This window comes from Rhizobium sp. BK379, assembly GCF_014193955.1.
Taxonomy (GTDB): Bacteria; Pseudomonadota; Alphaproteobacteria; order Rhizobiales; family Rhizobiaceae; genus Rhizobium.
In genome coordinates this window covers 1,336,533-1,358,727 of sequence record NZ_JACIAD010000001.1, presented here as the reverse complement: position 1 = coordinate 1,358,727, position 22,195 = coordinate 1,336,533, and the positions used below count along the sequence as shown (strand labels likewise).

25 protein-coding genes are annotated in these 22,195 nt (G+C 61.0%); 19 read left to right on the top strand and 6 right to left on the bottom strand.

Going from position 1 to position 22,195, the window contains the following annotated elements; translation table 11 throughout:
- Positions 1 to 63: 63 nt before the first annotated feature.
- Positions 64 to 288: a DUF1127 domain-containing protein gene (locus FHT93_RS07075; protein ID WP_162728607.1), complete on the bottom strand. Its 225-nt coding sequence runs from the start codon at positions 286 to 288 to the stop codon at positions 64 to 66.
- A gap of 184 nt (positions 289 to 472) precedes the next feature.
- Here FHT93_RS07075 and FHT93_RS07070 point away from each other — a divergent pair, with 184 nt between their 5' ends.
- From FHT93_RS07070 to FHT93_RS07050, 5 genes are all read left to right on the top strand, one after another.
- Positions 473 to 799 carry a metalloregulator ArsR/SmtB family transcription factor gene (locus FHT93_RS07070; protein ID WP_112969351.1) on the top strand — a complete coding sequence of 109 codons (327 nt, stop codon included), beginning with the start codon at positions 473 to 475 and terminating at the stop codon, positions 797 to 799.
- 34 nt (positions 800 to 833) lie between these two features.
- The gene (locus FHT93_RS07065) at positions 834 to 1,256 is read left to right on the top strand and encodes an SRPBCC domain-containing protein (RefSeq protein ID WP_183846863.1); all 423 of its coding nucleotides are present in this window, start codon (positions 834 to 836) and stop codon (positions 1,254 to 1,256) included.
- Positions 1,257 to 1,275: 19 nt separating this feature from the next.
- The gene (locus FHT93_RS07060) at positions 1,276 to 2,187 is read left to right on the top strand and encodes an agmatinase (RefSeq protein ID WP_113016682.1); all 912 of its coding nucleotides are present in this window, start codon (positions 1,276 to 1,278) and stop codon (positions 2,185 to 2,187) included.
- Between the two features lie 77 nt (positions 2,188 to 2,264).
- Positions 2,265 to 3,773 carry a winged helix-turn-helix domain-containing tetratricopeptide repeat protein gene (locus FHT93_RS07055; protein ID WP_183846861.1) on the top strand — a complete coding sequence of 503 codons (1,509 nt, stop codon included), beginning with the start codon at positions 2,265 to 2,267 and terminating at the stop codon, positions 3,771 to 3,773.
- Between the two features lie 136 nt (positions 3,774 to 3,909).
- Positions 3,910 to 4,338 (top strand): L,D-transpeptidase, encoded by a 429-nt coding sequence (locus tag FHT93_RS07050; protein ID WP_112969354.1) that lies wholly within the window; start codon positions 3,910 to 3,912, stop codon positions 4,336 to 4,338.
- 5 nt (positions 4,339 to 4,343) lie between these two features.
- Here FHT93_RS07050 and FHT93_RS07045 read toward each other — a convergent pair whose 3' ends face one another.
- The gene (locus FHT93_RS07045) at positions 4,344 to 5,066 is read right to left on the bottom strand and encodes a Crp/Fnr family transcriptional regulator (protein WP_183846859.1); all 723 of its coding nucleotides are present in this window, start codon (positions 5,064 to 5,066) and stop codon (positions 4,344 to 4,346) included.
- 191 nt (positions 5,067 to 5,257) lie between these two features.
- Here FHT93_RS07045 and hemN point away from each other — a divergent pair, with 191 nt between their 5' ends.
- The 8 genes from hemN to FHT93_RS07005 all read left to right on the top strand — a co-directional run bounded on the left by hemN (position 5,258) and on the right by FHT93_RS07005 (position 13,035).
- The gene (hemN, locus tag FHT93_RS07040; protein WP_183846857.1) at positions 5,258 to 6,604 is read left to right on the top strand and encodes an oxygen-independent coproporphyrinogen III oxidase; all 1,347 of its coding nucleotides are present in this window, start codon (positions 5,258 to 5,260) and stop codon (positions 6,602 to 6,604) included.
- A gap of 68 nt (positions 6,605 to 6,672) precedes the next feature.
- Positions 6,673 to 6,990: an acyl carrier protein gene (locus FHT93_RS07035; RefSeq protein WP_112546838.1), complete on the top strand. Its 318-nt coding sequence runs from the start codon at positions 6,673 to 6,675 to the stop codon at positions 6,988 to 6,990.
- 114 nt (positions 6,991 to 7,104) lie between these two features.
- Positions 7,105 to 7,599: a 3-hydroxyacyl-ACP dehydratase FabZ family protein gene (locus tag FHT93_RS07030; RefSeq protein WP_112546839.1), complete on the top strand. Its 495-nt coding sequence runs from the start codon at positions 7,105 to 7,107 to the stop codon at positions 7,597 to 7,599.
- The gene (locus FHT93_RS07025) at positions 7,600 to 8,805 is read left to right on the top strand and encodes a beta-ketoacyl-ACP synthase (protein WP_183846855.1); all 1,206 of its coding nucleotides are present in this window, start codon (positions 7,600 to 7,602) and stop codon (positions 8,803 to 8,805) included. It abuts the gene before it with no gap.
- A gap of 12 nt (positions 8,806 to 8,817) precedes the next feature.
- Positions 8,818 to 10,104: a beta-ketoacyl-ACP synthase gene (locus FHT93_RS07020; RefSeq protein ID WP_112546841.1), complete on the top strand. Its 1,287-nt coding sequence runs from the start codon at positions 8,818 to 8,820 to the stop codon at positions 10,102 to 10,104.
- A 56-nt stretch (positions 10,105 to 10,160) separates the two neighbouring features.
- Complete coding sequence (locus FHT93_RS07015; protein ID WP_113147391.1) at positions 10,161 to 11,189, top strand: zinc-binding dehydrogenase; 1,029 nt, start codon at positions 10,161 to 10,163, stop codon at positions 11,187 to 11,189.
- Positions 11,190 to 11,194: 5 nt separating this feature from the next.
- Positions 11,195 to 12,130 (top strand): lipid A biosynthesis lauroyl acyltransferase, encoded by a 936-nt coding sequence (locus FHT93_RS07010; protein WP_112546843.1) that lies wholly within the window; start codon positions 11,195 to 11,197, stop codon positions 12,128 to 12,130.
- 200 nt (positions 12,131 to 12,330) lie between these two features.
- On the top strand, positions 12,331 to 13,035 hold the full coding sequence (locus FHT93_RS07005; RefSeq protein ID WP_183846854.1) for a PAS domain-containing protein: 705 nt from the start codon (positions 12,331 to 12,333) through the stop codon (positions 13,033 to 13,035).
- Here FHT93_RS07005 and FHT93_RS07000 read toward each other — a convergent pair.
- The 3 genes from FHT93_RS07000 to FHT93_RS06990 form a co-directional block, all read right to left on the bottom strand.
- Complete coding sequence (locus tag FHT93_RS07000; RefSeq protein WP_112546845.1) at positions 13,032 to 13,394, bottom strand: VOC family protein; 363 nt, start codon at positions 13,392 to 13,394, stop codon at positions 13,032 to 13,034. The genes FHT93_RS07005 and FHT93_RS07000 overlap by 4 nt on opposite strands.
- Positions 13,387 to 13,794: an SRPBCC family protein gene (locus tag FHT93_RS06995; protein ID WP_112546846.1), complete on the bottom strand. Its 408-nt coding sequence runs from the start codon at positions 13,792 to 13,794 to the stop codon at positions 13,387 to 13,389. Before FHT93_RS06995 ends, FHT93_RS07000 begins: the two co-directional genes overlap by 8 nt.
- 63 nt (positions 13,795 to 13,857) lie before the next feature.
- Positions 13,858 to 14,640 (bottom strand): DUF6597 domain-containing transcriptional factor, encoded by a 783-nt coding sequence (locus FHT93_RS06990; RefSeq protein WP_183846852.1) that lies wholly within the window; start codon positions 14,638 to 14,640, stop codon positions 13,858 to 13,860.
- 155 nt (positions 14,641 to 14,795) lie between these two features.
- Between FHT93_RS06990 and gndA the strand changes: the two genes are divergently transcribed.
- The 4 genes from gndA to pyrE all read left to right on the top strand — a co-directional run bounded on the left by gndA (position 14,796) and on the right by pyrE (position 18,249).
- Positions 14,796 to 16,226, top strand: a complete 1,431-nt coding sequence (gene gndA / locus FHT93_RS06985) for an NADP-dependent phosphogluconate dehydrogenase (RefSeq protein ID WP_183846850.1) — start codon at positions 14,796 to 14,798, stop codon at positions 16,224 to 16,226.
- A 94-nt stretch (positions 16,227 to 16,320) separates the two neighbouring features.
- Positions 16,321 to 16,719, top strand: a complete 399-nt coding sequence (locus FHT93_RS06980; RefSeq protein ID WP_183846848.1) for a VOC family protein — start codon at positions 16,321 to 16,323, stop codon at positions 16,717 to 16,719.
- A gap of 169 nt (positions 16,720 to 16,888) precedes the next feature.
- Entirely contained in the window at positions 16,889 to 17,590 is a 702-nt protein-coding gene (locus FHT93_RS06975; RefSeq protein ID WP_183846846.1) for a hypothetical protein, read from the top strand.
- A 119-nt stretch (positions 17,591 to 17,709) separates the two neighbouring features.
- Positions 17,710 to 18,249: an orotate phosphoribosyltransferase gene (gene pyrE, locus FHT93_RS06970; protein ID WP_183846844.1), complete on the top strand. Its 540-nt coding sequence runs from the start codon at positions 17,710 to 17,712 to the stop codon at positions 18,247 to 18,249.
- A gap of 98 nt (positions 18,250 to 18,347) precedes the next feature.
- Here pyrE and FHT93_RS06965 read toward each other — a convergent pair whose 3' ends face one another.
- Complete coding sequence (locus FHT93_RS06965; RefSeq protein WP_112546852.1) at positions 18,348 to 19,388, bottom strand: LacI family transcriptional regulator; 1,041 nt, start codon at positions 19,386 to 19,388, stop codon at positions 18,348 to 18,350.
- A 454-nt stretch (positions 19,389 to 19,842) separates the two neighbouring features.
- On the opposite strand from FHT93_RS06965, the gene FHT93_RS06960 reads away from it, so the two are divergent.
- On the top strand, positions 19,843 to 21,078 hold the full coding sequence (locus FHT93_RS06960; RefSeq protein ID WP_112546853.1) for an ABC transporter substrate-binding protein: 1,236 nt from the start codon (positions 19,843 to 19,845) through the stop codon (positions 21,076 to 21,078).
- Positions 21,079 to 21,287: 209 nt separating this feature from the next.
- Positions 21,288 to 22,193, top strand: a complete 906-nt coding sequence (locus tag FHT93_RS06955) for a sugar ABC transporter permease (RefSeq protein ID WP_112546854.1) — start codon at positions 21,288 to 21,290, stop codon at positions 22,191 to 22,193.
- Positions 22,194 to 22,195 lie beyond the last annotated feature (2 nt).

Here is a 22,195-nt window from a genome sequence, read left to right as displayed (position 1 = left end):
CTGCCGACCCGTCGATTGTTGCTGCCAGCGAAAACTGGCGATCGTCCGTCATCGCGACATTCCTCACACGTGCCAGAAGAACCCGGCGGCCTCGAACCCTGCCTGTTGCGGCGTCAGGCCGATATCGTCGAGCAGAGCGGGGCTGATCTTCGACCTTTGTTTCCATTGCCGGCGGATGAGGATCTGCCGGAACCAGCGTGCGATCACGCCTGCCGGGATGAACGGACCCTGATACCGACGCGACGATCTGCGATGCGGGGCGCATGCAAGGGTGCAGCAATCGCTCATGATTACCTCCATTGGCATTGAAGGTTCGCAACCTTCGACTTCGAACGAGCCTGGAGTCTGGACGATGCGGCGGGCGCCGTAATTAAGCGCTTCCAAAAAGTTCTCAATAAATTCCAAACCGTCGAAAGGTTGCCATTTGGCTACCTATATTGACAGCGAGGCCGCTCCATGCTTAGGTAGCCATATGGCTACGTATCAACCAGACTTGCCCCGTATCTTTGGCGCTCTCTCCGATCCGACGCGGCTCGCGGTCGTCGAAAGGCTCGTGAGGGGCCCAGCGTCGGTCTCCGAACTGTCCGAACCTTTTGATCTCGCACGCCCTTCCTTTCTCAAGCACCTGCGGGTTCTCGAAGAGGCCGAGCTTGTAACATCCGTCAAATCGGGCAGGGTTCGGACCGTCAGTCTTTCGCCGGATGCACTGGGTTGGGTCGAGTCATGGGTGCACACGCATCGCCGGGCCTTGGAGGATCGCTTCGATCGCCTGGCCACGTTTCTTAATCAGGAGCAATGAGATGACGAGTCCGGAACAAGTTCACGAAACGATAGTGATTGAACGCGTCCTGCCGAATTGCCGCGACCATGTCTGGTCCGCCTGGGCGTTGATCGAGAAAAAGAAAGCATGGTTCGGCCACGGCATGACCAAACTGGAATTCTGGCCCGGCGGGGCCGAGCATCTCACGCATGTCTCGGATATGGGCACGCACACCAACGAAACGCGGTATTTCGAGATCAAGGACCGTGAACGGATCGTCTTTGCCTATTCGATGGCACTGAATGGGAGAGTTCACACGGTGTCGCTTGCCACAGTCATATTTGCAGACCACGGCGGCGGCACCCGGATGACATATACCGAACAGATGTGTGTCATTCCTCCGAGTGACGGCGCAGACGGCCGCAAACACGGATGGACGTCGCTGCTGAAATCGCTGGAAGACTTCCTGGCAGCGGATACGAGCCTATCGGCATGACGCATCAGGACATCAGGACATGACGGCCCCATCTTCCTTTCTTGGTCTTCCCGATCACTTCGCCGATGGCCGCACGCCGCATGCGGTGATCTTCTCGGCCGCGCACGGCAGTACCTATCCCGGCAAGGACAGCAGCGGCTATGCGCTCGCGGCCGCCGCCATCCGCGCCGCGAGCCGGGAGGATGCCGATCTCGTCGAGCACTGGGATTTCGATCTCGGCGGCCCGCTCTTTGGCGGCGGGCCGGTCTCCTGCGTGGACGCCGGCGACATCGAGACCATCATGCATGACAATGCCGGCAACCGGGGACGGATCGAGGCGAAGACGCGTGAGATCCTGGCATTGCCGGCCGTGCCGATCCTGCTCGGCGGCGATGATTCCGTGCCCATTCCCCTCCTTGCGGGCTTTGCGGATTACGGGCCTGTCTGGGTCTTGCAGATCGATGCCCATATCGATTGGCGCGACGAACTTCATGGCGAGCGCCATGGCTATTCGAACCCGATGCGACGGGTCAGCGAGATGCCGCATGTCGCCGGCATCGTCCAGGTCGGCATGCGTGGCGTCGGCAGTGCGCGGCCGACCGAGATCGAAGCCGCACTAAGCTATGGCAGCCGTCTCGTCACGGCGCGCGAAGTTCATGCCGGCGGTGTCGAAGCTGCCTTGCAGCATATTCCCGAGGGCGCGCGGGTCGTCGTCACTCTCGATTGCGATGGCCTTGATCCTGGCATCATGCCGGGAGTAGCAGCGCGCAGCCCGGGTGGGCTCACCTATACGCAGGTGATCGACCTGATTGCCGGGCTCGGCAGGCGGGCGCGCATCGCCGGTTTCGACCTCGTGGAGCTTTATCCTCCGGCCGATATTGACGGCCTGTCAGCGCTCACCGCATCGCGCCTGCTCGTCAACGCGATCGGCGCCATCGTCAGGCAGGGCTGAAGCACTGCCTGCTGTCGTAGCATCGGCACCAGGAAGAGCGGTTCCAACCTGGCATGAAAGCCTCTAGGATGCGCGCCATGCAGGGAGCGCGTTTTGCCTTTGGTCCGTTCGTGCTTGATCCGGAGGCGGGAACGCTTCTGCGGAATGAAGATCCCGTTGCGGTCGGGCATCGCGGGGTAAGGCTGCTTGCCGCATTTGTCGGGAGGCCCGGCGAAATCCTGGCCAAGACCGAGCTGATGGACGCGGCCTGGCCGGGCACGGCGGTCGAGGAGGGCAATCTCACCGTCCAGATCGCGCAGCTGCGCAAGCTGCTGGGGCCCGCCGCGGATGGCGGCGAATGGATCTCGACGGTTCCGCGCATCGGCTACCGCTTCACCGGCACTATAAGACAGCTTGGCGGCGAGAAGCGGAAGCATTTGGCGCTGCCGGACAAACCCTCGCTTGCCGTTCTGCCCTTTGTCACCGTCAGCGGCGATCCGGAGCAGGAAGGTTTTGCGGATGGGCTGACCGAAGACCTGATCACCGATCTTTCCCGGACTTCCGATCTCTTCGTCATCGCCCGCAATTCGAGCTTCGCCTACAAGGGAAGGGCGATGGATGTGCGTGATATCGCAGGCGAACTCGGCGTGCGCTATCTGCTCGACGGCAGCGCCAGACGGGCCGCCGGGCGCGTGCGCATCAATGCCCGGCTCGTCGATGCCGAAAGCGGCGATCATCTATGGGCGGAGCGTTTCGATCGCAGCCTTGAGGATATATTTGCCGTTCAGGACGAAGTCACCGCAAAGATCGTCGAAGCGCTGCTTGGCAGGCTGCGCCCTCTGCGGCCACGCAATCGGCCGAAGAATCTGGAGGCCTATGATCTCTGCGTGCGGGCGCGCACGCTGATGGACGATGCGCCGCAAACTGCGCGGGAAACGCAGCTGATGCTGACGCGGGCGATTGCGCTCGATCCTGATTATGCCGAGGCGCATCGCTGGCTTGCGCTGAACCACTGGATGGGATGGGTGCATAGCGGCGGTCCGACCAAGGCCGATCGCGGCAGGGCGCTGGAACTGGCGCGCAAGGCGGTGGCGCTCGATGCCAACGATGCCGGCTGCCGCTGGGTGCTTGCGTATCTCCTTGCCTATGAGCGGAGTTTTACGGAGGCGGATGCGGAATTCGAAAAGGCGATCGAACTCGACCCCAATGAGGCCGATACCTGGGCGGCGCTCTCGGACATTTCCGTTCTCGCCGGGCGGATCGACGAAGGTCTCGAACAGATCGGCAAGGCCTTCCGGCTGAACCCGTTTCCGGCCAGCTGGTATTATCTGACGCTCGGTCAGGCGCAATATGCCTGCCGCAACTATGAAGCCGTCGTCGAGACGCTGCGGCGCGACGAGACCTATCGCACGAGTTCACGCCGTTTCCTGGCTGCAGGCCTTGCGCAGCTCGGCCGGCTGGACGAAGCGCGCAGCGAAGCAGAACTCTTCCTCGTCGCAAACCCGCAATTTTCGATCAGCCATTGGGCAGCGACGGAACCCTTCCGGGACGCGGCGACCCTGGCGCATTTCGTCGATGGATACCGCAAGGCCGGGTTTCCGGAGTAAGGCGGAGCGCCGCCAAATAGCCATCCTTGTTAAAAATGTGATTACCATTCGAGTTAAAGCAAAATAGGAAGTATTGTCGTAGTCTCTCCCTCGATAGGCAGAAAAAAGCCTTTAAAGGTTCGATAGAGGGACGACCATGAAGACGTTTTTGGCGGCGGCGACCGCAGTATTGTTATTGCAATTTTCTCCCGTTGCGGCTGAGGCAGCAACGCTGGTTGCCAATGTCAGCCTCAGCAAGCAGACGATGACCGTTACCGAGAATGGTTGGGTGAAGTATCGCTGGAAGGTTTCCACCGCGCGCAAGGGTTATTCCACGCCGACGGGTTCGTGGAGCGCCAAGTGGCTGTCGCGCGATCACCGCTCGAAGAAATACGACAATGCGCCGATGCCGTTCGCCGTGTTCTTCAACGGCGGTTATGCCGTTCACGCCACCTTCGAGCGCAAGCGGCTCGGCACACCGGCCTCGCATGGCTGCGTGCGCCTCGATCCTGCCAATGCGGCCGAGTTCTTCTCGATGACGCGGGAAAACGGTCTCGCCAATACGCGCGTGGTCATCACGCGGTAATCACATCACGCAGTGATGAGACGCTCCAGCTCGTCCATATCGGGAACGGTGATATGCCTGTTGTTTTCGATACGGATGACGCCCTGCTTGCGCAGCTTCGTCATCTGGCGGCTGACGGTTTCGATCGTCAGCCCCAGGAAATCGGCGATTTCGGCGCGTGAGAGCGGCAGATCGAAAGCCGTGCTGCAGGTCGTTTCCGGTTCCGCATGCGTGGCGATGAGATAGAGAAGGCTTGCGACCTTTTCCTGGGCCGTGCGGCGGCCGAGTGTCAGCATCCATTCCCGCGCAGCATCGAGCTCCTTCAGCGCGTGGGCATGCAGATTATGCTGCAGTTCCGGCGTATCCGTGATCATGCGATCGAGCAGGCTGCGGGGAAAGACGCAGATTTCCGCCGGCGTGGCCGCCTCGGCCGACAGCGTGCTTTCCGGCAGGAAGGGGCGACCGATGAAATCGGGCGCGAATTGCAGGCCGACGATCTGCTGGCGGCCATCGGGCATCACTTTGCAGAGCTTCACCACGCCATTCATGATGTTGGAATAGGACGAAACTTCCTCGCCTTGGGCGACGATCTCGCTACCTGCATCGATCTTGCGGCGCATCGAATGCTTGCAGAGTTCGCGAAGCTGTGCGGTCGTCAGCGCGCTGCAGACGACGCCGTGGCGTGCCTCGCAGACGCGGCACGCTGCGGGAATGCTTATGTCTGGATCTTCACTGCGCGCGATATCCATGTCGATGCCCCGATCCGACCATTCGGCCTGCGTTGGTGATACGCCTTGGCCCGCTGGTCATCTATCCCGATTTCTTGCGGTTACGTCTTGATCTTTATCAATTCCGCCACGGATCCGATTTGATCCATGTCAAAGTTTCCTTTTTCAGCAGGTTTATTTGAAGGGGAACATCCGTGAAGGAAATTCCGGCCTTGAAAACAGATCTGCTGAAGAAATATTCCGGCCCTGTTCCGCGCTATACGAGCTATCCGACAGCGCCGCAATTGAACGCAAGTATAGGAGCCGGCGAATATGCGCTGTGGCTGGACGAGATTGCGCCCGGCACCGCGGTTTCGCTCTACGTGCATATTCCCTATTGCGACCGGCTCTGCTGGTTCTGCGCCTGCCATACGAAGCAGACGCTGCGCTACGAGCCGATTGCCGCCTATCTGCGCTCGCTGAAGTGCGAGATCGACATGGTGGCGCAACTGATCCCCGAGGCGCGCATCACAGCACTGCATCTGGGCGGCGGCTCGCCCACCATGCTGAAGCCAGAGGATATGATCGACCTCGTCGGCCATCTGAAGGCACGCTTCCGGTTCGACGCGGATGCTTCCATCAGCGTGGAGATGGACCCGAACGATCTCGACGAGGCGCGCTACGAGGCGCTCTCGGAGATCAGCCTGACGCGGGCAAGCCTCGGCGTGCAAGATTTCGATTCCGTCGTGCAGCAGGCGATCAATCGGCTGCAGACATTCGAGCAGACCAAGGATGTCGTCGATGCCGTCCGGGCGAGGGGCGTTCGCTCCGTCAATTGCGACCTGCTCTACGGATTGCCGCACCAGACGCTCAAAAGCCTTGAGCGCACAGTATCCGATATCCTGACACTCGACCCCGACCGTATCGCGCTCTTCGGCTATGCCCATGTACCGTGGATGAAGAAGCACCAGACGATGATCGCAGAGGAGACTTTGCCCGATGCGGCCGAACGCTTCCGGCAGATGTCGCATGCGGCCGCAATGCTGCGCGCGGCAGGCTACCAGCCCGTCGGCATCGACCATTTCGCCAAGATTGACGACGGGCTGGCGGTTGCAGCCCGGGAGGGGCGCCTGCACCGCAATTTTCAGGGTTATACGGAGGATGAGGCGCCGGTATTGATCGGGCTCGGCGCATCCTCGATCGGGCGATTGCCGCAGGGTTACGTGCAGAACATACCCGCGACGGGCGAGTATCAGCGCATGGCCGACGCCGGCGGGCTTGCCGTGGTGCGCGGCATTGCGCTTTCCGACGATGACCGGCTGCGGGGCCATGTGATTGAGCGGCTGATGTGTGATTTCCGTTTTTCCTTCCGTGATCTCAGGCAGAAATTCGGTGCTGCGGCCGAGCCGCTGATATCGCAGGCGCGGCGCGTTGCAGCCATGGATCAGGACGGTCTTTGTGCCGTCGAGACGGACTGTTTTTGCATCACGGAGAGCGGAAAAGTCCTTAGCCGGGTGGTCGCTTCATGGTTCGATGCCTATCTCACCGAGGGCAAAGGGCGCCATTCCATTGCTGTTTAAGCAACACCTGTTCGTCAAATTGGCTTGCAACCGGGACGAAAGCATTGGCTTTTGAAATGGATTTGCCTATGAGGAGGGGAATCTTCATTTCCCAAGAGGTAGAGCGAGTGACCGCTACATTCGATAAAGTTGCCGACATCATTGCTGAAACCAGCGAGATCGACCGCGCAACGATCACGCCGGAGAGCCACACGATCGACGACCTCGGTATCGACAGCCTCGACTTCCTCGATATCGTTTTCGCCATCGACAAGGAATTCGGCATCAAGATTCCGCTCGAGAAGTGGACGCAGGAAGTCAATGAAGGCAAGGTTTCCACCGAAGAATACTTCGTGCTGAAGAACCTCTGTGCCAAGATCGACGAGCTGCGCGCCGCCAAGGCTTGACGCCACGTCATCAGGTTTTTTTCACGCCCTGCCGCCATTGATATGGCGGCCGGGCGATTTTGTTCCTAAGTAGGCCTTCCGACGGGCTTTTGCGCGTCGCGCCGGAGAAGTCTGATGCTGCTGGAATATTTCCAGATGATTGACCGCGTCGAGGCGGTGGACCTTGAGAAGCGCACGCTCGTTGCGCGCTCGGTCGTGCCGGCCAAGAGCCCCGTTTTCGAAGGGCATTTCCCGGGCATGCCGCTCGTTCCCGGTGTGCTTCTCATCGAAACCATGGCGCAGGCTTCCGGCATGCTGGTGCTTGCCGCCACCGATTTTACGTCCATGCCCTTCCTGATGTCGGTCGATGGCGCCAAGATGCGCACCTTCGTCGAGCCGGAAGCGGTGCTCGATATCGAGGCCTTCCTCGAACATGACGGCTCCGGTTTTGCCGTCACCAAGGCAAAGATCACCAGCGGCGGCAAGAAGGTCTGCGACGCGCAGCTCAAGCTGCGCACCATGCCGTTCAGCGAAATTCCGCTCGGTGATATCGTCAAGAAACGTGCCGGCGAAGTGGGCCTGATGGACGCCATCGCTGCGCAGCGGGCGAAAGCCCAGGGGAGTGAATAGATGAGCAAGGCCGCCAATGACGTCGTCATCACCGGTGTCGGCATCGTAACCTGTCAGGGCGTCGGCAAGGATGCGCATATTGCGCTGCTGACGGCCGATGCCACGCCCGCGACCATTGTCGAAACCGAGAAGTTCAAGCCTTATCCGGTCCATCCGCTGCCTGAGATCGACTGGTCGCAGCAGATCGCCAAGCGCGGCGACCAGCGCCAGATGGAAAACTGGCAGCGCATCGGCGTTTTTGCGGCCGGTCTGGCGCTTGACGATGCCGGCTTCAAGGATGATCTCGAAGCCTGCGGCACGATGGACATGATCGTTGCGGCCGGCGGCGGCGAACGCGACATCAATGTCGATACGCTGATCGTCGACGAGGGCCTGAAGCGCAACGACCGCGAGCTGCTGCTCAACGAGAAGCTGACGACGGAGCTGCGCCCGACGCTGTTCCTGGCGCAGCTTTCCAACCTGCTGGCAGGCAATATTTCCATCGTTCACAAGGTCACCGGCTCCTCGCGCACCTTCATGGGTGAAGAAGCGTCCGGTGTTTCCGCCGTCGAGACGGCCTTCTGGCGCATCAAGTCGGGCGAATCCACCCATGCGCTCGTCGGCGCCGCCTTTGCTGCCGAGCGTCAGGACATGATCCTGCTGACCGAATCGATCGGCGCCAATACGCGCGGCGACTGGGCGCCGCTCTGGTCGCGCACCGGCCTTGAGGGCGGTGGCATAATCCTGGGTTCCGCCGGTGCCTTCCTGGTGCTGGAATCGCGCAAACATGCAGAAGAGCGCGGCGCGCATATCTATGCAACGATTGGTGCCGTCGAAGGCGATCGCGGCAATCGCGCCGGGGGCAATTTCGAAGTGCGCATGGAGCGGCTGCTGAAGCCTGCCGCTGATCTGCCGGCCGAGAGCACGGCGGTTTTCTCCGGCTCGACCGGCATGCATGAGCTTGCTGCCCGCGAAAAGGCAGTGCTCGAGCATCAGCTTCCGGGCGCCGCGATCCGCGGCTTCGGCGGCGTTTCCGGTCACACGCTCGAGGCGCAGTTCACGCTCGGTCTGGGACTCGCAGCGCTTGCCATCGATGCCAAGGCCAAGGTTCCGCCTTTCGATGCCGCGCACGAGGCACCGATGAAATTAGCTACGAAGGCTGCCGTCGTGACGACAGTTGGACATCAGCGCGGCGAAGGCGTCGCCGTTCTCTCGGCAGAAGCGTGAGGAGTGACTGAAATGACAGCATCCGCTTATAAGGATCATCTCGGCCGTCCGATCGTCGCGGTCACCGGCATGGGCATCATCACTTCGCTCGGCCAGGGTTTGAAGGACAATTGGGCAGCCCTTTCGTCAGGCACGTCGGGCATTCACGATATCACCCGCTTCCCGACCGACGGTCTTTCGACACGCATTGCCGGAACGGTCGATTTCATAGGCATCCCGGTGCCGAACGCCGTCGAGCGCTCCTATGCCTTTGCGCGCGAGACGACGATCGAAGCGCTGGCCGATGCCGGTCTTTCCGGCGATTTCAACGGTCCGCTGTTCCTGGCAGCGCCGCCGATCGAGCCGGAATGGAGCGCCCGTTTCGAGCTTGCCGACCGTTCGCCGGCCGCCGATCATCCCGGCGATGCCTATGAGCGGTTTTTAGCCGCCATGCGTCAGCGTCCCGATCCGGCCTTCCATGAGGCAGCGCTGTTCGGCGCGATCTCCGAGCGCCTGTCGGACCGCTTCGGCACGCGTGGCCTGCCGGTGACGCTGTCGACGGCCTGTGCATCGGGCGTGACGGCGATCCAGCTCGGTATCGAGGCGATCCGCCAGGGCCGCACGGAGCGCGCGCTGACGGTTGCGACCGACGGTTCGCTGAGTGCGGAAGCGCTGATCCGCTTCTCGCTGCTTTCGGCCCTTTCCACGCAGAACGATCCGCCGACCAAGGCCTCCAAGCCCTTCAGCAAGGATCGCGACGGCTTCGTCATTGCCGAGGGTGCGGCGACGCTGGTGCTGGAATCGCTTGAATCCGCCATCGCACGCGGCGCCAGGGTGCTCGGCATCATGAAGGGTGCCGGCGACAAGGCCGACAGCTTCCACCGCACGCGCTCTTCGCCCGATGGCGGTCCGGCGATTGCCACGATCCGCGCAGCGCTCGCCGATGCCGGCATGAGCGAGAACGATATCGGCTATATCAATGCGCACGGCACTTCGACGCCCGAAAACGACAAGATGGAATATGGCTCTATGTCCGCCGTCTTCGGCGAAAGGCTGGTCGGCATTCCGGTATCCTCGAACAAATCGATGATCGGACACACGCTGACGGCGGCAGGAGCGGTCGAGGCGGTGTTCTCGCTGCAGACGATGCTATCCGGCACGCTGCCGCCGACGATCAACTACAACAATCCGGATCCGTCGATCGTTCTCGATGTCGTGCCGAACAAGAAGCGGGAAGCCCAGGTTTCGGCCGTGCTTTCCAACTCTTTCGGCTTCGGCGGACAGAACGCAAGCCTTGTCATGGCGCTCGAACCGGCATAAGCGGTTCCCGACAAATCAACCGATAAAAAAACGCCCCAGAGGCGAGAGGTTTTGCCATGCGCGCTTTGCAACTGATCGATGACCGCAAGCTTGAGATCACCGACCTGCCGGAACCGGATGCACCTTCCGCCGGCGAAGTGACGCTGCGCGTCAAGGCAGTTGCGCTGAACCATATCGATGTCTGGGGCTGGCGCGGCATGGCTTTTGCCAAACGCAAGATGCCGCTCGTCATCGGCGCGGAAGCCTCCGGCGTGGTAGAAGCGATCGGTCCCGGCGTTGCAAACGTTCTGCCGGGCCAGCTCGTGTCGATCTACGGCGCGCGCACCTGCGGCCTCTGCCGTCCGTGCCGCGAAGGCCGTGACAATCTCTGCGAACATGTCTCCGGCGTGCACGGCTTCCATCTCGATGGCTTTGCGCAGGAGAAGGTGAACCTGCCGGCGCGTCTGCTGGTTCCCGCACCTCCCGGCGTCGATGCGATCGGCGCAGCCCTTGCACCCGTCACCTTCGGCACGGTCGAGCATATGCTCTTCGACAATGCCAAGCTCGAGCCCGGCGAGACGATCCTCGTTCATGCCGGCGGCTCCGGCATCGGCACGGCGGCGATCCAGCTTGCCAAGAAGATCGGCTGCACTGTGATCACGACAGTCGGCTCGGACGACAAGATCGAGAAGGCGAAGGCGCTCGGCGCCGATCACGTCATCAATTACCGCACCGACCGTTTCGAAGGCGTTGTGCGCAAGCTCACCAAGAAGAAGGGCGTCGATGTCGTCTTCGAACATGTGGGCAAGGATACCTGGGCGGGCTCCATGCTCTGCATGAAGCGCGGCGGGCGTCTCGTCACCTGCGGCTCGACCTCGGGTGTTTCGACCGAAATGAACCTGATGATGCTCTTCCAGCAGCAGCTTAAGCTCTTGGGATCCTTCGGTTGCCGCATGGAAAACATGGCCGATGCCATGCAGAAGATGGGGCGCGGCCTCGTCCATCCCGTCATCGATACCGAAGTCAGCTTCGACGATATCGACCGCGCGCTGGAGCGCATGGAAGGCCGCCAGATCTTCGGCAAGATCATCCTGAAGATGGACTGATCCGCGTGAAGCTTTTCATCACGAGGATCGTTCTGGCGCTGCGGCACTTCCAGCAATGGCTGGTGGCGCAGCTGATGTTCGGCTTCCTGAACTTCCTCAAGCTTTTCCCGGCTGACGGCGCCATGCGCTTTGCCGATTGGCTGACGCGCCGGGTCGGCAAGCGGCTGAAGCGCCACAAGCTGATGCTCTACAATCTGCGCCGGGCCTTCCCGGAAAAGAGCGATGCCGAGCTGGAAGAGATCGCGCTCGAAAGCTGGGGCAATATGGGCCGGCTCGCGGCCGAATATGTTTTTCTCGACCAGCTATTCGATTTCGATCCAACGAGCGACAAGCCGGGCAGAGTGGAAGTCTCGGGCATTCCGATCTTCCTGGAACTGCGCGACAATCCGCGTCCCTTCATCGTCTTTACCGGCCATACCGGCAATTTCGAGCTCTTGCCGGTCGCCGGTAACGCTTTCGGTCTCAGTGTGACCGTGCTCTTTCGCCCGCCGAACAATCCTTATGTGGCGCAGAAGGTGTTTGATTTCCGCAGCGGCCGCATGGGTAAGCTGGTGCCTTCGCATGCCGGCTCTTCCTTTGCGCTTGCCCGTCAGCTCGAGGCAGGGCAGGGCGTTGGGGTGCTCGTCGACCAGAAATTCAGCCGCGGGTTGAAGACGACGTTCTTCGGCCTGGAAACCAAGACCAATCCGCTGCTGCCGAAACTGGTGCGCCAGTTCAATTGCGAGGTCTATCCGGCCCGCTGCATCCGTCTTCCGGGCAATCGCTACCGGCTTGAAATCGAGCCGAAGATGGAGATGCCGCGCGACGAGAAGGGCAATCTGGACCTTCCCGCCACGGCGCAGATGATGAATGACAAGGTGGAAAGCTGGGTACGCGAATATCCGGCCCAGTGGCTGTGGTATCACGACCGGTGGGATATCAAACGTTCCGTCAGCCTGTAAGATTCTGCCTGTAAGTTTTTGCTCCCGATTTATAATCGGTGAAAAGCGACAGGTTTGCGTCAGTTGAAAATGAGCACGGTTCATGTTACGCGTCTCTACTAGGGCGCGTAAAGTGCCTACCGTAAGGCGTAATCTTGCATGAAGCATAGGCCTCGACCGGTGTTCGGAACGTTTCTCAGGAAATGGATATTGGGGGTATCTTGCTTGAGTTGTTCAGGGCCTTTTCCTTGCGCTGCGCACAGATCGAGGAAGCGATAAGGCTAGGGGATGATGGGCGCGTGGAGGCGCTCGACCGTGATATCCAGCCGCTTGTCGAGGCGATCCTCGCATGCAGGGCATCCAATCTCATCGAAGTCTATATGCAACTTCAGTTTGTAAGCTACCTCATCGCTCAAGACGCCGATGACGGTGCTTTCGTGACGCAATATGCCGCCGTGCTCTCCTATCTGCTTGATCGCTATTTTGGCGCCCATGCGCCGGACTGGCGGGTGCCGTTGCCGGTGGAAATGAAACTCAGGCCGCCGCCCGCCTATGTTCCCGACACGGACAATGGCCAGTTCCTCAATGCGGCGATCCTGCAAACGCTGCCGGACCGCGTGGCGGTGCTGACGAAGGACTACCGCTACCTCTATTCCAATCCCGTCAACTGTGCCCATCTCGGCAAGAATGCCATGCAGCTCATCGGCCGGCATATCCTCGAATTCATCGGCGAAGAACGCTTTGCCGGCGAGGTGAAGGAAAAGCTCGACGCCTGCTTCGACGGCGCGACGGTCGACTACATCTACGAGCGCTCGGCGCGGCGCAGCCGCTGCCGCATGTTGCCGCTGCATGATGCTGCGAGGAAGGTGATCGGCGCGCTGATCACCATCCAGAATATGAACGGCCCCGTATCCGCGGACGTTTAATCCTTGCTCCAGACGGCGAGTTCGTAGCCGTCCTTGTCGAGAAAATGAAAGCGTCGGCCGCCGGGGAAGGGCGTGATCGGTTTTGCTATGGTGCCGCCGGCCTTTTCGACGCTTGCCAGCACGTCTTCCAGCTTCTCGGCATAGAGAATGACGAGCGGGCCGCCTGCGGCTCGCACCGGGCCGAGATTGGTAAAGCCGCCTTTCAATCTTCCGTCGTCGAACTCGCAATAGTTCTCGCCGTAATCGGTGAAGCGCCAGCCGAAGGCCGCACCGTAAAAGGCTTTTGAAGCGCCGATATCTTTCACGTTGAACTCGACATAGTCGATGCGGCGGTCATTTCGAGCATCGTTCTCAGCCATCTAACTTCTCCATCATCGATTTCAGGGACGCCAGATCCTTCTGGATATGGGCGGCGTCGGCTGCGAATTGTTCGTCGGTCATGCCCGGCAGGCGCAGCAGCGTGAACATCACCTCGCAGCCGTCGCCATTCGGCACGATGCGCAGCGCGTTATAGACGCGCAGGCCGGATTCGATGGTGACGGTATGGTCGATGACGCCGAATTCGTTCGGTGGCACGAAGCTCACCCGGACGCTGCCGAGCGGTCCGTGGGCGATCCAGTCCTCGCCATCGGGTTCCAGGCCGCTCGCAAGGCCGGAGGCCCAGAGCGGCATGTTCTCCGGCCTGCCGGCGAAATCATAGACATCGCGCCAGTCTCTTTTGATCGTGATGTGGACGATGCGTGCGGGCATTGTGTTCATCGGTCTGTCCTCTTGCTTTGCGTCAGACTAGCAGGCCGGCACGGACCGTCTTGAACAAAACGGTCATCGGGCCGTCAATTGAGCCAGCATGGCTGATGGCGTCAGTGTCGTCAGGTCGCCGATCTCGCGGGTCATATGCGCCTGGTCGGAAAAGCCGGCTTCGAGGGCGAGGGCGGCCAGGGACAGGGTCTCGCTTGCGCGGCACAAGGCCATGAAACGCTGCAGCCGACGGACGCGTTCCAGCGTCTTGATGCCGTAGCCGAAATGGTGGTGGGCGCGGCGGCGCAATTGCCGTTCGCCGATATCGAGCCTCTGCTGCAGCTCGCCGATACGGCCGGGCCCATGGTCGGCGGCGGTAAAGATCAGGCGCGCCTCGGGGTCCGGCTCCGCTTCTTCCCCTGCCAGTTCGCTCAAGAGCGTGGCGAAGAGCGAGAGGGCGGCAGCGCCATCCGGACAGTCGGAAAGGCGTGGTTCGATGAGGGCAGCCTTTTTGGGCGCGAGATCGCTGAGGGGAATGGAGAGGCCGGTGATCTCCGACAGGGGCAGCTTCAGCCATGCGGCGCCGGCGCCTGGTGCAAAACGCGCGCCGATAATGCGCATGCCCGGCGCCATCGGCGGGAAGGCGGCGGTGCGGTCCGGCCCGACAGCGAAGAGGCGGCCATTCGCGAAAAGCAGGTCGCAATAACCATCGGGCACAATGGCGATCGGGCCTGCGGTTCGAATCTCGTGCGACCAGAGGCAGCGGAAATGCGGCGCAAGGGCAGGCGAGGGCGCATATTCGCGGTAGCGCCCGGCGCTCTTTGCGAGCAGCGGCCCGATATCGACTTGCCTTGCAGCAACAGTCATTTCAGCCTCCCAAACCCATGCATATGGTGCTTCCCCGATCATTCGAAAAGCCTGTTCCGACAGCCTTTTTTCGACCCGAATCGCCGTCTTCGACCTTGCCGTTTGACCGAGAGAGTGCCACAACATCGCACCATTTCACTCATCGGAGGTTTGTCGTGGAAAAGGCAGAAATCGGACTGATCGGCCTTGCCGTCATGGGGTCCAACCTGGCTCTCAACATTGCGGAAAAGGGCAACAAGATCGCGGTTTTCAACCGCACGCCTGAAAAAACGGACGAATTCTACGAAAGCGCCGGTGATCTGAAGAAGCAGATCATTCCTTGCAAGACGATCGAGGAGTTCGTCGAGGCGATCCGCCCGCCGCGTCCGATCATCATCATGATCAAGGCCGGCGAGCCTGTCGATCAGCAGATGGAGGCGCTGCGCCCGCATCTGGAAAAGAACGACATCATGATCGATGCCGGCAACGCCAATTTCCGCGATACGGTTGCCCGCTTCGACCGCCTGAAAGATACCGGCCTGACCTTCATCGGTATGGGCGTTTCGGGCGGTGAGGAAGGTGCCCGCCACGGTCCGTCGATCATGGTCGGCGGCAAGGAAGAGTCCTGGAAGCGTGTCGAGAAGGTTCTGACCTCGATTGCCGCCAAGTATAATGGCGATCCGTGCGTTGCCTGGCTCGGCAATGACGGCGCGGGCCATTTCGTCAAGACGATCCATAACGGCATCGAATATGCCGACATGCAGATGATCGCCGAAATCTACGGCATCCTGCGCGACGGCCTCGGCAAGAGCGCATCGGAAATCTCCAGCATCTTCGGCGAATGGAACAAGGGCCGCCTGAACTCCTACCTGATCGAAATCTCCGAGAAGGTTCTGGCCGCCACCGACCCGATCTCCAAGACGCCGATGGTTGACATGATCCTCGACAAGGCCGGCCAGAAGGGCACCGGCAAGTGGTCGGCGATCGAAGCGCAGAACATGGGCATTCCGGCAACCGGTATCGAAGCCGCCGTTGCGGCCCGCAGCCTGTCCTCGATGAAGGACCAGCGCGAAGCCGCCCAGAAGATCTTCGGCGATCTCGGTGCTGCCTTCCCGGTCGCCTACGGCCCCGAGTTCAACAAGGATCTGGAACTGGCGCTGTTTGCCGGCAAGATCGGCGCCTATGCGCAGGGCTTTGCGGTGATGGCGGAAGCTTCCAAGGAGTTCAACTGGTCGCTGCCGATGCCTGTCATCGCCCGTATCTGGCGCGCCGGCTGCATCATCCGTTCGCAGTTCCTCGACGAGATCACCAAGGCCTTCACCGATGCGCCTGACGCGGCGAACCTCATCGTCACGCCGGCCTTCTCGGCCATGGTCAAGGAATCGATCCCGGCACTGCGCCGCGTCGTCACTGCGGCACTGACTGCCGGCCTGCCGGTTCCGGCGCTGGTCTCGGCGCTCAGCTATTTCGACGCCTATCGCCAGGGCCGCGGCACTGCCAACCTGATCCAGGCGCAGCGCGACTTCTTCGGCGCCCACGGCTTCGACCGCCTCGACGGCAAGGACTTCCACCACGGCCCCTGGGGCAGTGGTGCATCGACCTTCTGAGGTTTGCGAAAACAGAGTTGAAAGCCCGGCCATTGTGCCGGGCTTTTTGTTAGCCTGCCGCGAAGCGGCTGATTGCAATCGGGAGGTCCATAATATGCTCCACCATGCATCTTTCGGGGTGGCCGATATCGAACGAGCCGCGCGGTTCTATGATGCTGCCCTCGGCGCGCTTGGCTATGTCAGGGTCTGGGAGGATCTGCGCCCCGGCGAGGCCGGACAGGCCGTCGGCTATGGTGTGCCCGGCGGCGGCGACAAGCTGGCGATCAAATCGCTCGAGGCGGGGCAGGGTGCGCCGGGTGCGGGCTTTCATCTGGCCTTTGCCGCGCCGGATCAGCGGTCGGTCATTGATTTCCATGCCGCAGCGCTTTCCCAGGGTGGCGTCGATAACGGTGCGCCGGGGCTCCGGCAGCATTACGGGCCGAATTACTTTGCTGCATTTGTCGTCGATCCCGATGGATATCGTATCGAGGCGGTTTTCAATCAGGTGAAGTGAGGCTGGCGCGCCGATTGGAACAGAGCTGCGGAGGTATATCCGGTACGCCGCAGTTCACGTTGTGACGTGGAATACCCCCGCCAGACATTGGAACGACGCTGCACAACACTCGCACAAGCTCGCCGCCGCATTTAGGTTGAGGCCGACCCGCCGGACAGAGGGGACCATCATGCGACCGATTTCCACCTTTCTCATTACCTTCTGCCTCGGCCTCCTCTTCACCGCATCAGCAGAAGCCGCGGGCTTCAATTGCGCCAAGGCAGCCAGCGCCGACGAAAAGATCGTCTGCGGCGATACTCAGCTTTCCCACCTCGACGATGTCTTCAATGCCCGCTATGGCGCGGCACGGAAGACAGCTCCCGATGAGGATGATGTCGTCCACTCGGCCCGCAATTTCCTGGCCGACCGGCGTGATTGCGGTAACGACCGGGCCTGTATCCTCAGCGCCTATCTCGCCATTCTCTGGGAGATATCACCGGACAAGAGCAGCTTCATGCAGGGCATCTCCGCGAAGTCGCTGACGGGCGGCAAGCAGCCCGGGACTTCGGACATCCCGACAAAGGCCGGGCAATGCGCTGCAACCACGATCCTGGCGGTGCATCCGCGCGTCGAGAGTGGCGACGCACCCGTGACCGATGAGGATTTTGGCAATGGCACGGGCATCGATTATGCCAATGACGGCTACCAGGTCTCGTATAACCGCGAGGAGATGCTGATCCGCTCCAAGCCCGACGATCCGGTCACCCAATGCCTGGTAGAGATCGATCGCGACTGCGAGCCGGATGAGAATGGCCGGCTTTTCCTCGTCACCAATGGCAGGACGAAAGAAAGCTGGATACTGCCCGATGCGCAGCACAAGTGCGGGGGCTGAACGGCTTTTTGTATCTCGTCTCTTGCCGCGCGCTGCCTATTCTGAAAGGGCAGGGCCGGGATCTTATGGCTTAAGGCGAGCAAGCGCCGTCCGGACTTATTTTTTTGGCAGGGGATAAAATGATCAGGGAATCCATCGACCACGCGGCTCTCGCACGTCAGATCGCCGACATCGCCACGCTGGAGGGCGAATTCGTGCTCCGCTCCGGCCAGGTATCGCACCGCTATTTCGACAAATACCGTTTCGAAGGCACGCCGGCTCTCCTGAAGCCGCTGGCGCAGGCAATGGCAGCCCTTCTGCCCGCCGATACCGAAATCATCGCCGGGCTGGAACTCGGCGGCGTGCCGCTCGCGACCGCGATCTCGCTGGAAACCGGCCTGCCCGCCGCCTTCATCCGCAAGGAGGCCAAGACCTATGGCACCTGCCGGGCGATCGAGGGGCAGAATGTAGCTGGCCGGCGCGTGACCTTCATCGAGGATGTCATCAGCACTGGCGGTGCGGTGAAGGATGCCTACCAGCTGGCGATCGGGGAGAAGGCAGAAGTGCTTGGTGTCGTCTGCGCGATCTGGCGCGGCGAGGGCGCCGCGCGCATCGATGGCGTGCCCGAGCTTGGGGTATTTCCAATGTTTACGCGGGCGGATCTGGAGAACGCGCGGTAGGCAAGTAAGACTCTGGGTTCCGGCATGGGACGGCCCGGGCAGCCGGTCGCCTTACGCCGGCCTGGAAAAACCTTAGCCGCGACAAGTGACCAGCCGTTCTACCGTCCGTCCGGCCATTCCGGCTTGCTGATGCTCTGCAGCAGTTCGGCGTCCACGCCATCGATGCGCGCAATCACCTGCTTGGCCATCTCGCGCCCGGCGTGGCGGACGTCTTCGTGGGCGGTGATGATCTCCGGGCGGATCCAGTTGAGGATAGAGGCGGATTGCTTGGAGACGAGGTCGACGTCGTGGCCGAGGCGTTTGCCGGCGGCTTCGATGCCGGCGTTGACGGCGATGGTGGCGCTGCCGGCCGACGAGACAATCCCATCGGGGGCGCCGGGGGAGCGCATCAGCTGCTCCACGGCGTTGCGGATTTCGGCGAGCGGGGCGTCGATGTTGACACGCAGCGGCACTTCCTCGGCGCCGTAATCGTGCAGGCCGGTCTGAAAGCCTATGCGGGTATGCGTGTAGTAGGTGAGCTTGCTCGGCGGCTGGAGCAGGGCGATGCGCTTGCGGCCGCGCTTGACCAGCTTCTCGACTGCCTGATGAGCATAAGCCTCGTTGTCGAAGTCGTGATAGGGGTGGACGAGGCCGGCATCGGTGCGGCCATGGGTGGTAAAGGGCATGCCGCTTTCGGCGAGCAGGCGCACGCGTGGATCGTCAGGCTCGACGCGCGAGATGATGACGCCGTCCGCCGAGCCGGTGTCGAGGATATAGCGCACCGGCAGCATGGGATCCTTGCTGTGCGAATGCGGGGTGACGACGATATGGTAGGGGGTGCCGGTCAGCACCTCTGAAATGCCGAAGACCATCTGGCTGGAAAAGCCCATGATCTCCTCGTCGATGCTGAGCACGAGGGCGATGACATTGGTCTTGCCGGTTCTCAGGCGCACGCCGGCCCGGTTCGGCTGGTAGCCGAGCTGACGGGCGACCATGCGCACGCGTTCCTTGGTTTCCGCGCCAATATCCGGTGCATCTTTCAGTGCCCGCGATACGGTGGTCACGCCAAGGCCCGTCATGAAGGCGATCGTCTTCAATGTCGGTCGCTCGCGCGGAACGGAACCGGATGCCGCTCCGCCGAAATTTCCGTTGTTTTCCATCCCTCTAGGCCCGCCTCGCGCGATTTGCTTCGCCTTATAGAGGCTTTTCGCCGCGCTGTAAGTACGCCGCTGCGGAAAAGCTCTCCTCCCTGAGCCAGACAATCTGTAACGATACAGTAGAAATGTCGAGCGCTTTTTCTGACCAGCGTTGCATAGGGATCCTCTCTGGTTGAATCGCCTGTCCCGCACGCGATTTTTTGCACCTGCGAAGCCAGGAAAGGTTGAAATTATCAGATTAATCAAAAATTAATCAGTAAAATCAAGTGTATAATACAATGCCGCAACTGCGAAATTGCTTGCTTACGCTTTTCTTGTGAAGCAAAGGTCGAGCCGTTGATTGCCCTCATAGGATGTAATGGTGACTTTCACAGAAAATTTTACGAGCGGGCGGTTGCGCGGATAAATCGATTGCTCTAAGTTTTTCCGGCAACGTTTCAGTGAGGGAGGAGAACTCATGAAAATCCGTATTATGGCGGCTGTGCTTGCCGCTTCCGTAGCTATTCCTTTTGGCGCCGCAAAGGCTACCGATCTCGAAGTCACCCATTGGTGGACCTCTGGCGGCGAAGCTGCCGCCGTGGCTGAGCTGGCAAAGGCATTCGACGCCACCGGCAACCACTGGGTTGACGGCGCAATTGCCGGTTCCGGCAGCACCGCACGCCCGATCATGATCAGCCGCATCACCGGCGGTGACCCGATGGGCGCGACCCAGTTCAACCACGGCCGCCAGGCCGAGGAACTCGTCCAGGCTGGCCTGATGAAGGACCTGACCGATGTGGCGACCGCAGGCAAATGGAAGGACATCATCCGTCCGTCGACCCTGCTCGATTCCTGCACGATCGACGGCAAGATCTATTGCGCACCGGTCAACATCCACTCCTGGCAGTGGCTGTGGCTGTCGAATGCAGCCTTCCAGAAGGCTGGCGTTGCGGTTCCGAAGAACTGGGATGAATTCGTCGCTGCCGCTCCGGCCCTGGAAAAGGCCGGCATCGTTCCCCTCGCAGTCGGCGGTCAGGGCTGGCAGGCAAGCGGCGCCTTCAACGTTCTCATGATCGCGATCGGCGGCAAGGACAACTACCTGAAGGTCTTCAAGGACAAGGATGCCAAAGTGGCAGCCGGCCCCGAGATCGCCAAGGTGTTCAAGGCTGCCGACGATGCACGCCGCATGTCCAAGGGCAGCAACGTGCAGGACTGGAACCAGGCCACCAATCTCGTCATCACCGGCAAGGCCGGCGGCCAGATCATGGGTGACTGGGCGCAGGGCGAATTCCAGGTCGCCAAGCAGGTTGCCGGCAAGGACTATACCTGCCTTCCGGGCCTCGGCGTGAACGAGATCATCTCGACCAGCGGTGACGCCTTCTACTTCCCGCTCCAGAAGGATGCCGAGAAGGCGAAGGCTCAGGACGTGCTTGCCGCCACGCTTCTCGACCCGAAGACGCAGGTTGCCTTCAACCTGAAGAAGGGCTCGCTGCCGGTTCGCGGTGACGTCGATATCTCGGCCGCCAACGACTGCATGAAGAAGGGTCTCGAAATCCTCGCCAAGGGCAATATCGTCACCAGCTCGGATCAGCTCGCTTCGCCGGATACGACAAAGCAGATCGAAGACCTCTTCGCCGAGTTCTTCGCCAATACCACGATGACGCCCGACGCAGCGCAGAAGCGCTTCGCCGACATCATCGCCGCCGCCGACTGATCCTCGGTCCTCAAGCCCATCAGGTTCGGTCCTGCGCATTGCAGGACCGGATCGCGCCGCCCTGATCTCCGGTCCTTCCGGCGACGTCACGTCACACCCGGGTGCGATCGCGCCAGGACCGCGTTGCGGTCGAGACGGGGGCGGGAAGGGTGGCCGTCTTCGGATGGAGCCCCGATCACCGAAGCGACCGTGCTTCAGGAGGAAACTCAATGACAGGTCAAGCGAAAGCCGGCCGACCGTTTAAACTATTCCGCAATCTGAATTCGAAGATTGCCTCCATTCCCATGATCCTCACCGCCATGGTCATCTTTCTCGGTGGCACGGTCTGGACGGTGGTTTATTCCTTCACCAATTCCAAGCTCCTGCCGCGATTGAACTTCGTCGGTATCGAGCAATATCAGCGTCTCTGGGCCGCCCCGCGCTGGGTCGTGTCCATCGAGAATCTGGCGATCTACGGCATTCTGTCGCTGATCTTCAGCCTGGTCATCGGTTTCATGCTGGCGGCTCTCATGGATCAGAAGATCCGTTTCGAGAACACGTTCCGCACGATCTTCCTCTATCCTTTCGCGCTGTCCTTCATCGTCACCGGTCTCGTGTGGCAGTGGATCCTCAATCCGGAATTCGGGGTCCAGGCGGTCGTGCGGTCGCTGGGATGGACGAGTTTCAGTTTCGATCCGCTCTATACGTCCGAAATCGTCATCTACGGGGTGCTGATTGCCGCCCTCTGGCAGGGCACCGGCCTCGTAATGTGCCTGATGCTCGCCGGACTTCGCGGCATCGACGAGGATATCTGGAAGGCTTCCCGCGTCGACGGCATTCCGATGTGGCGGACCTATCTCTTCGTCGTCATTCCGATGATGCGCCCGGTCTTCATCACCACGCTCGTCATCATCGCCAGCGGTATCGTCAAGGTCTACGACCTCGTGGTCGCCCAGACCAGCGGTGGTCCGGGCATCTCGTCGGAAGTGCCGGCAAAATACGTCTACGACTACATGTTCCAGGCGCAGAATCTCGGTCAGGGCTTCGCGGCTTCGACCATGATGCTGGTGACAGTAGCGATCATCATCGTTCCCTGGGCATATCTGGAATTTGGCGGAGGGCGCAAACGTGGCTGACA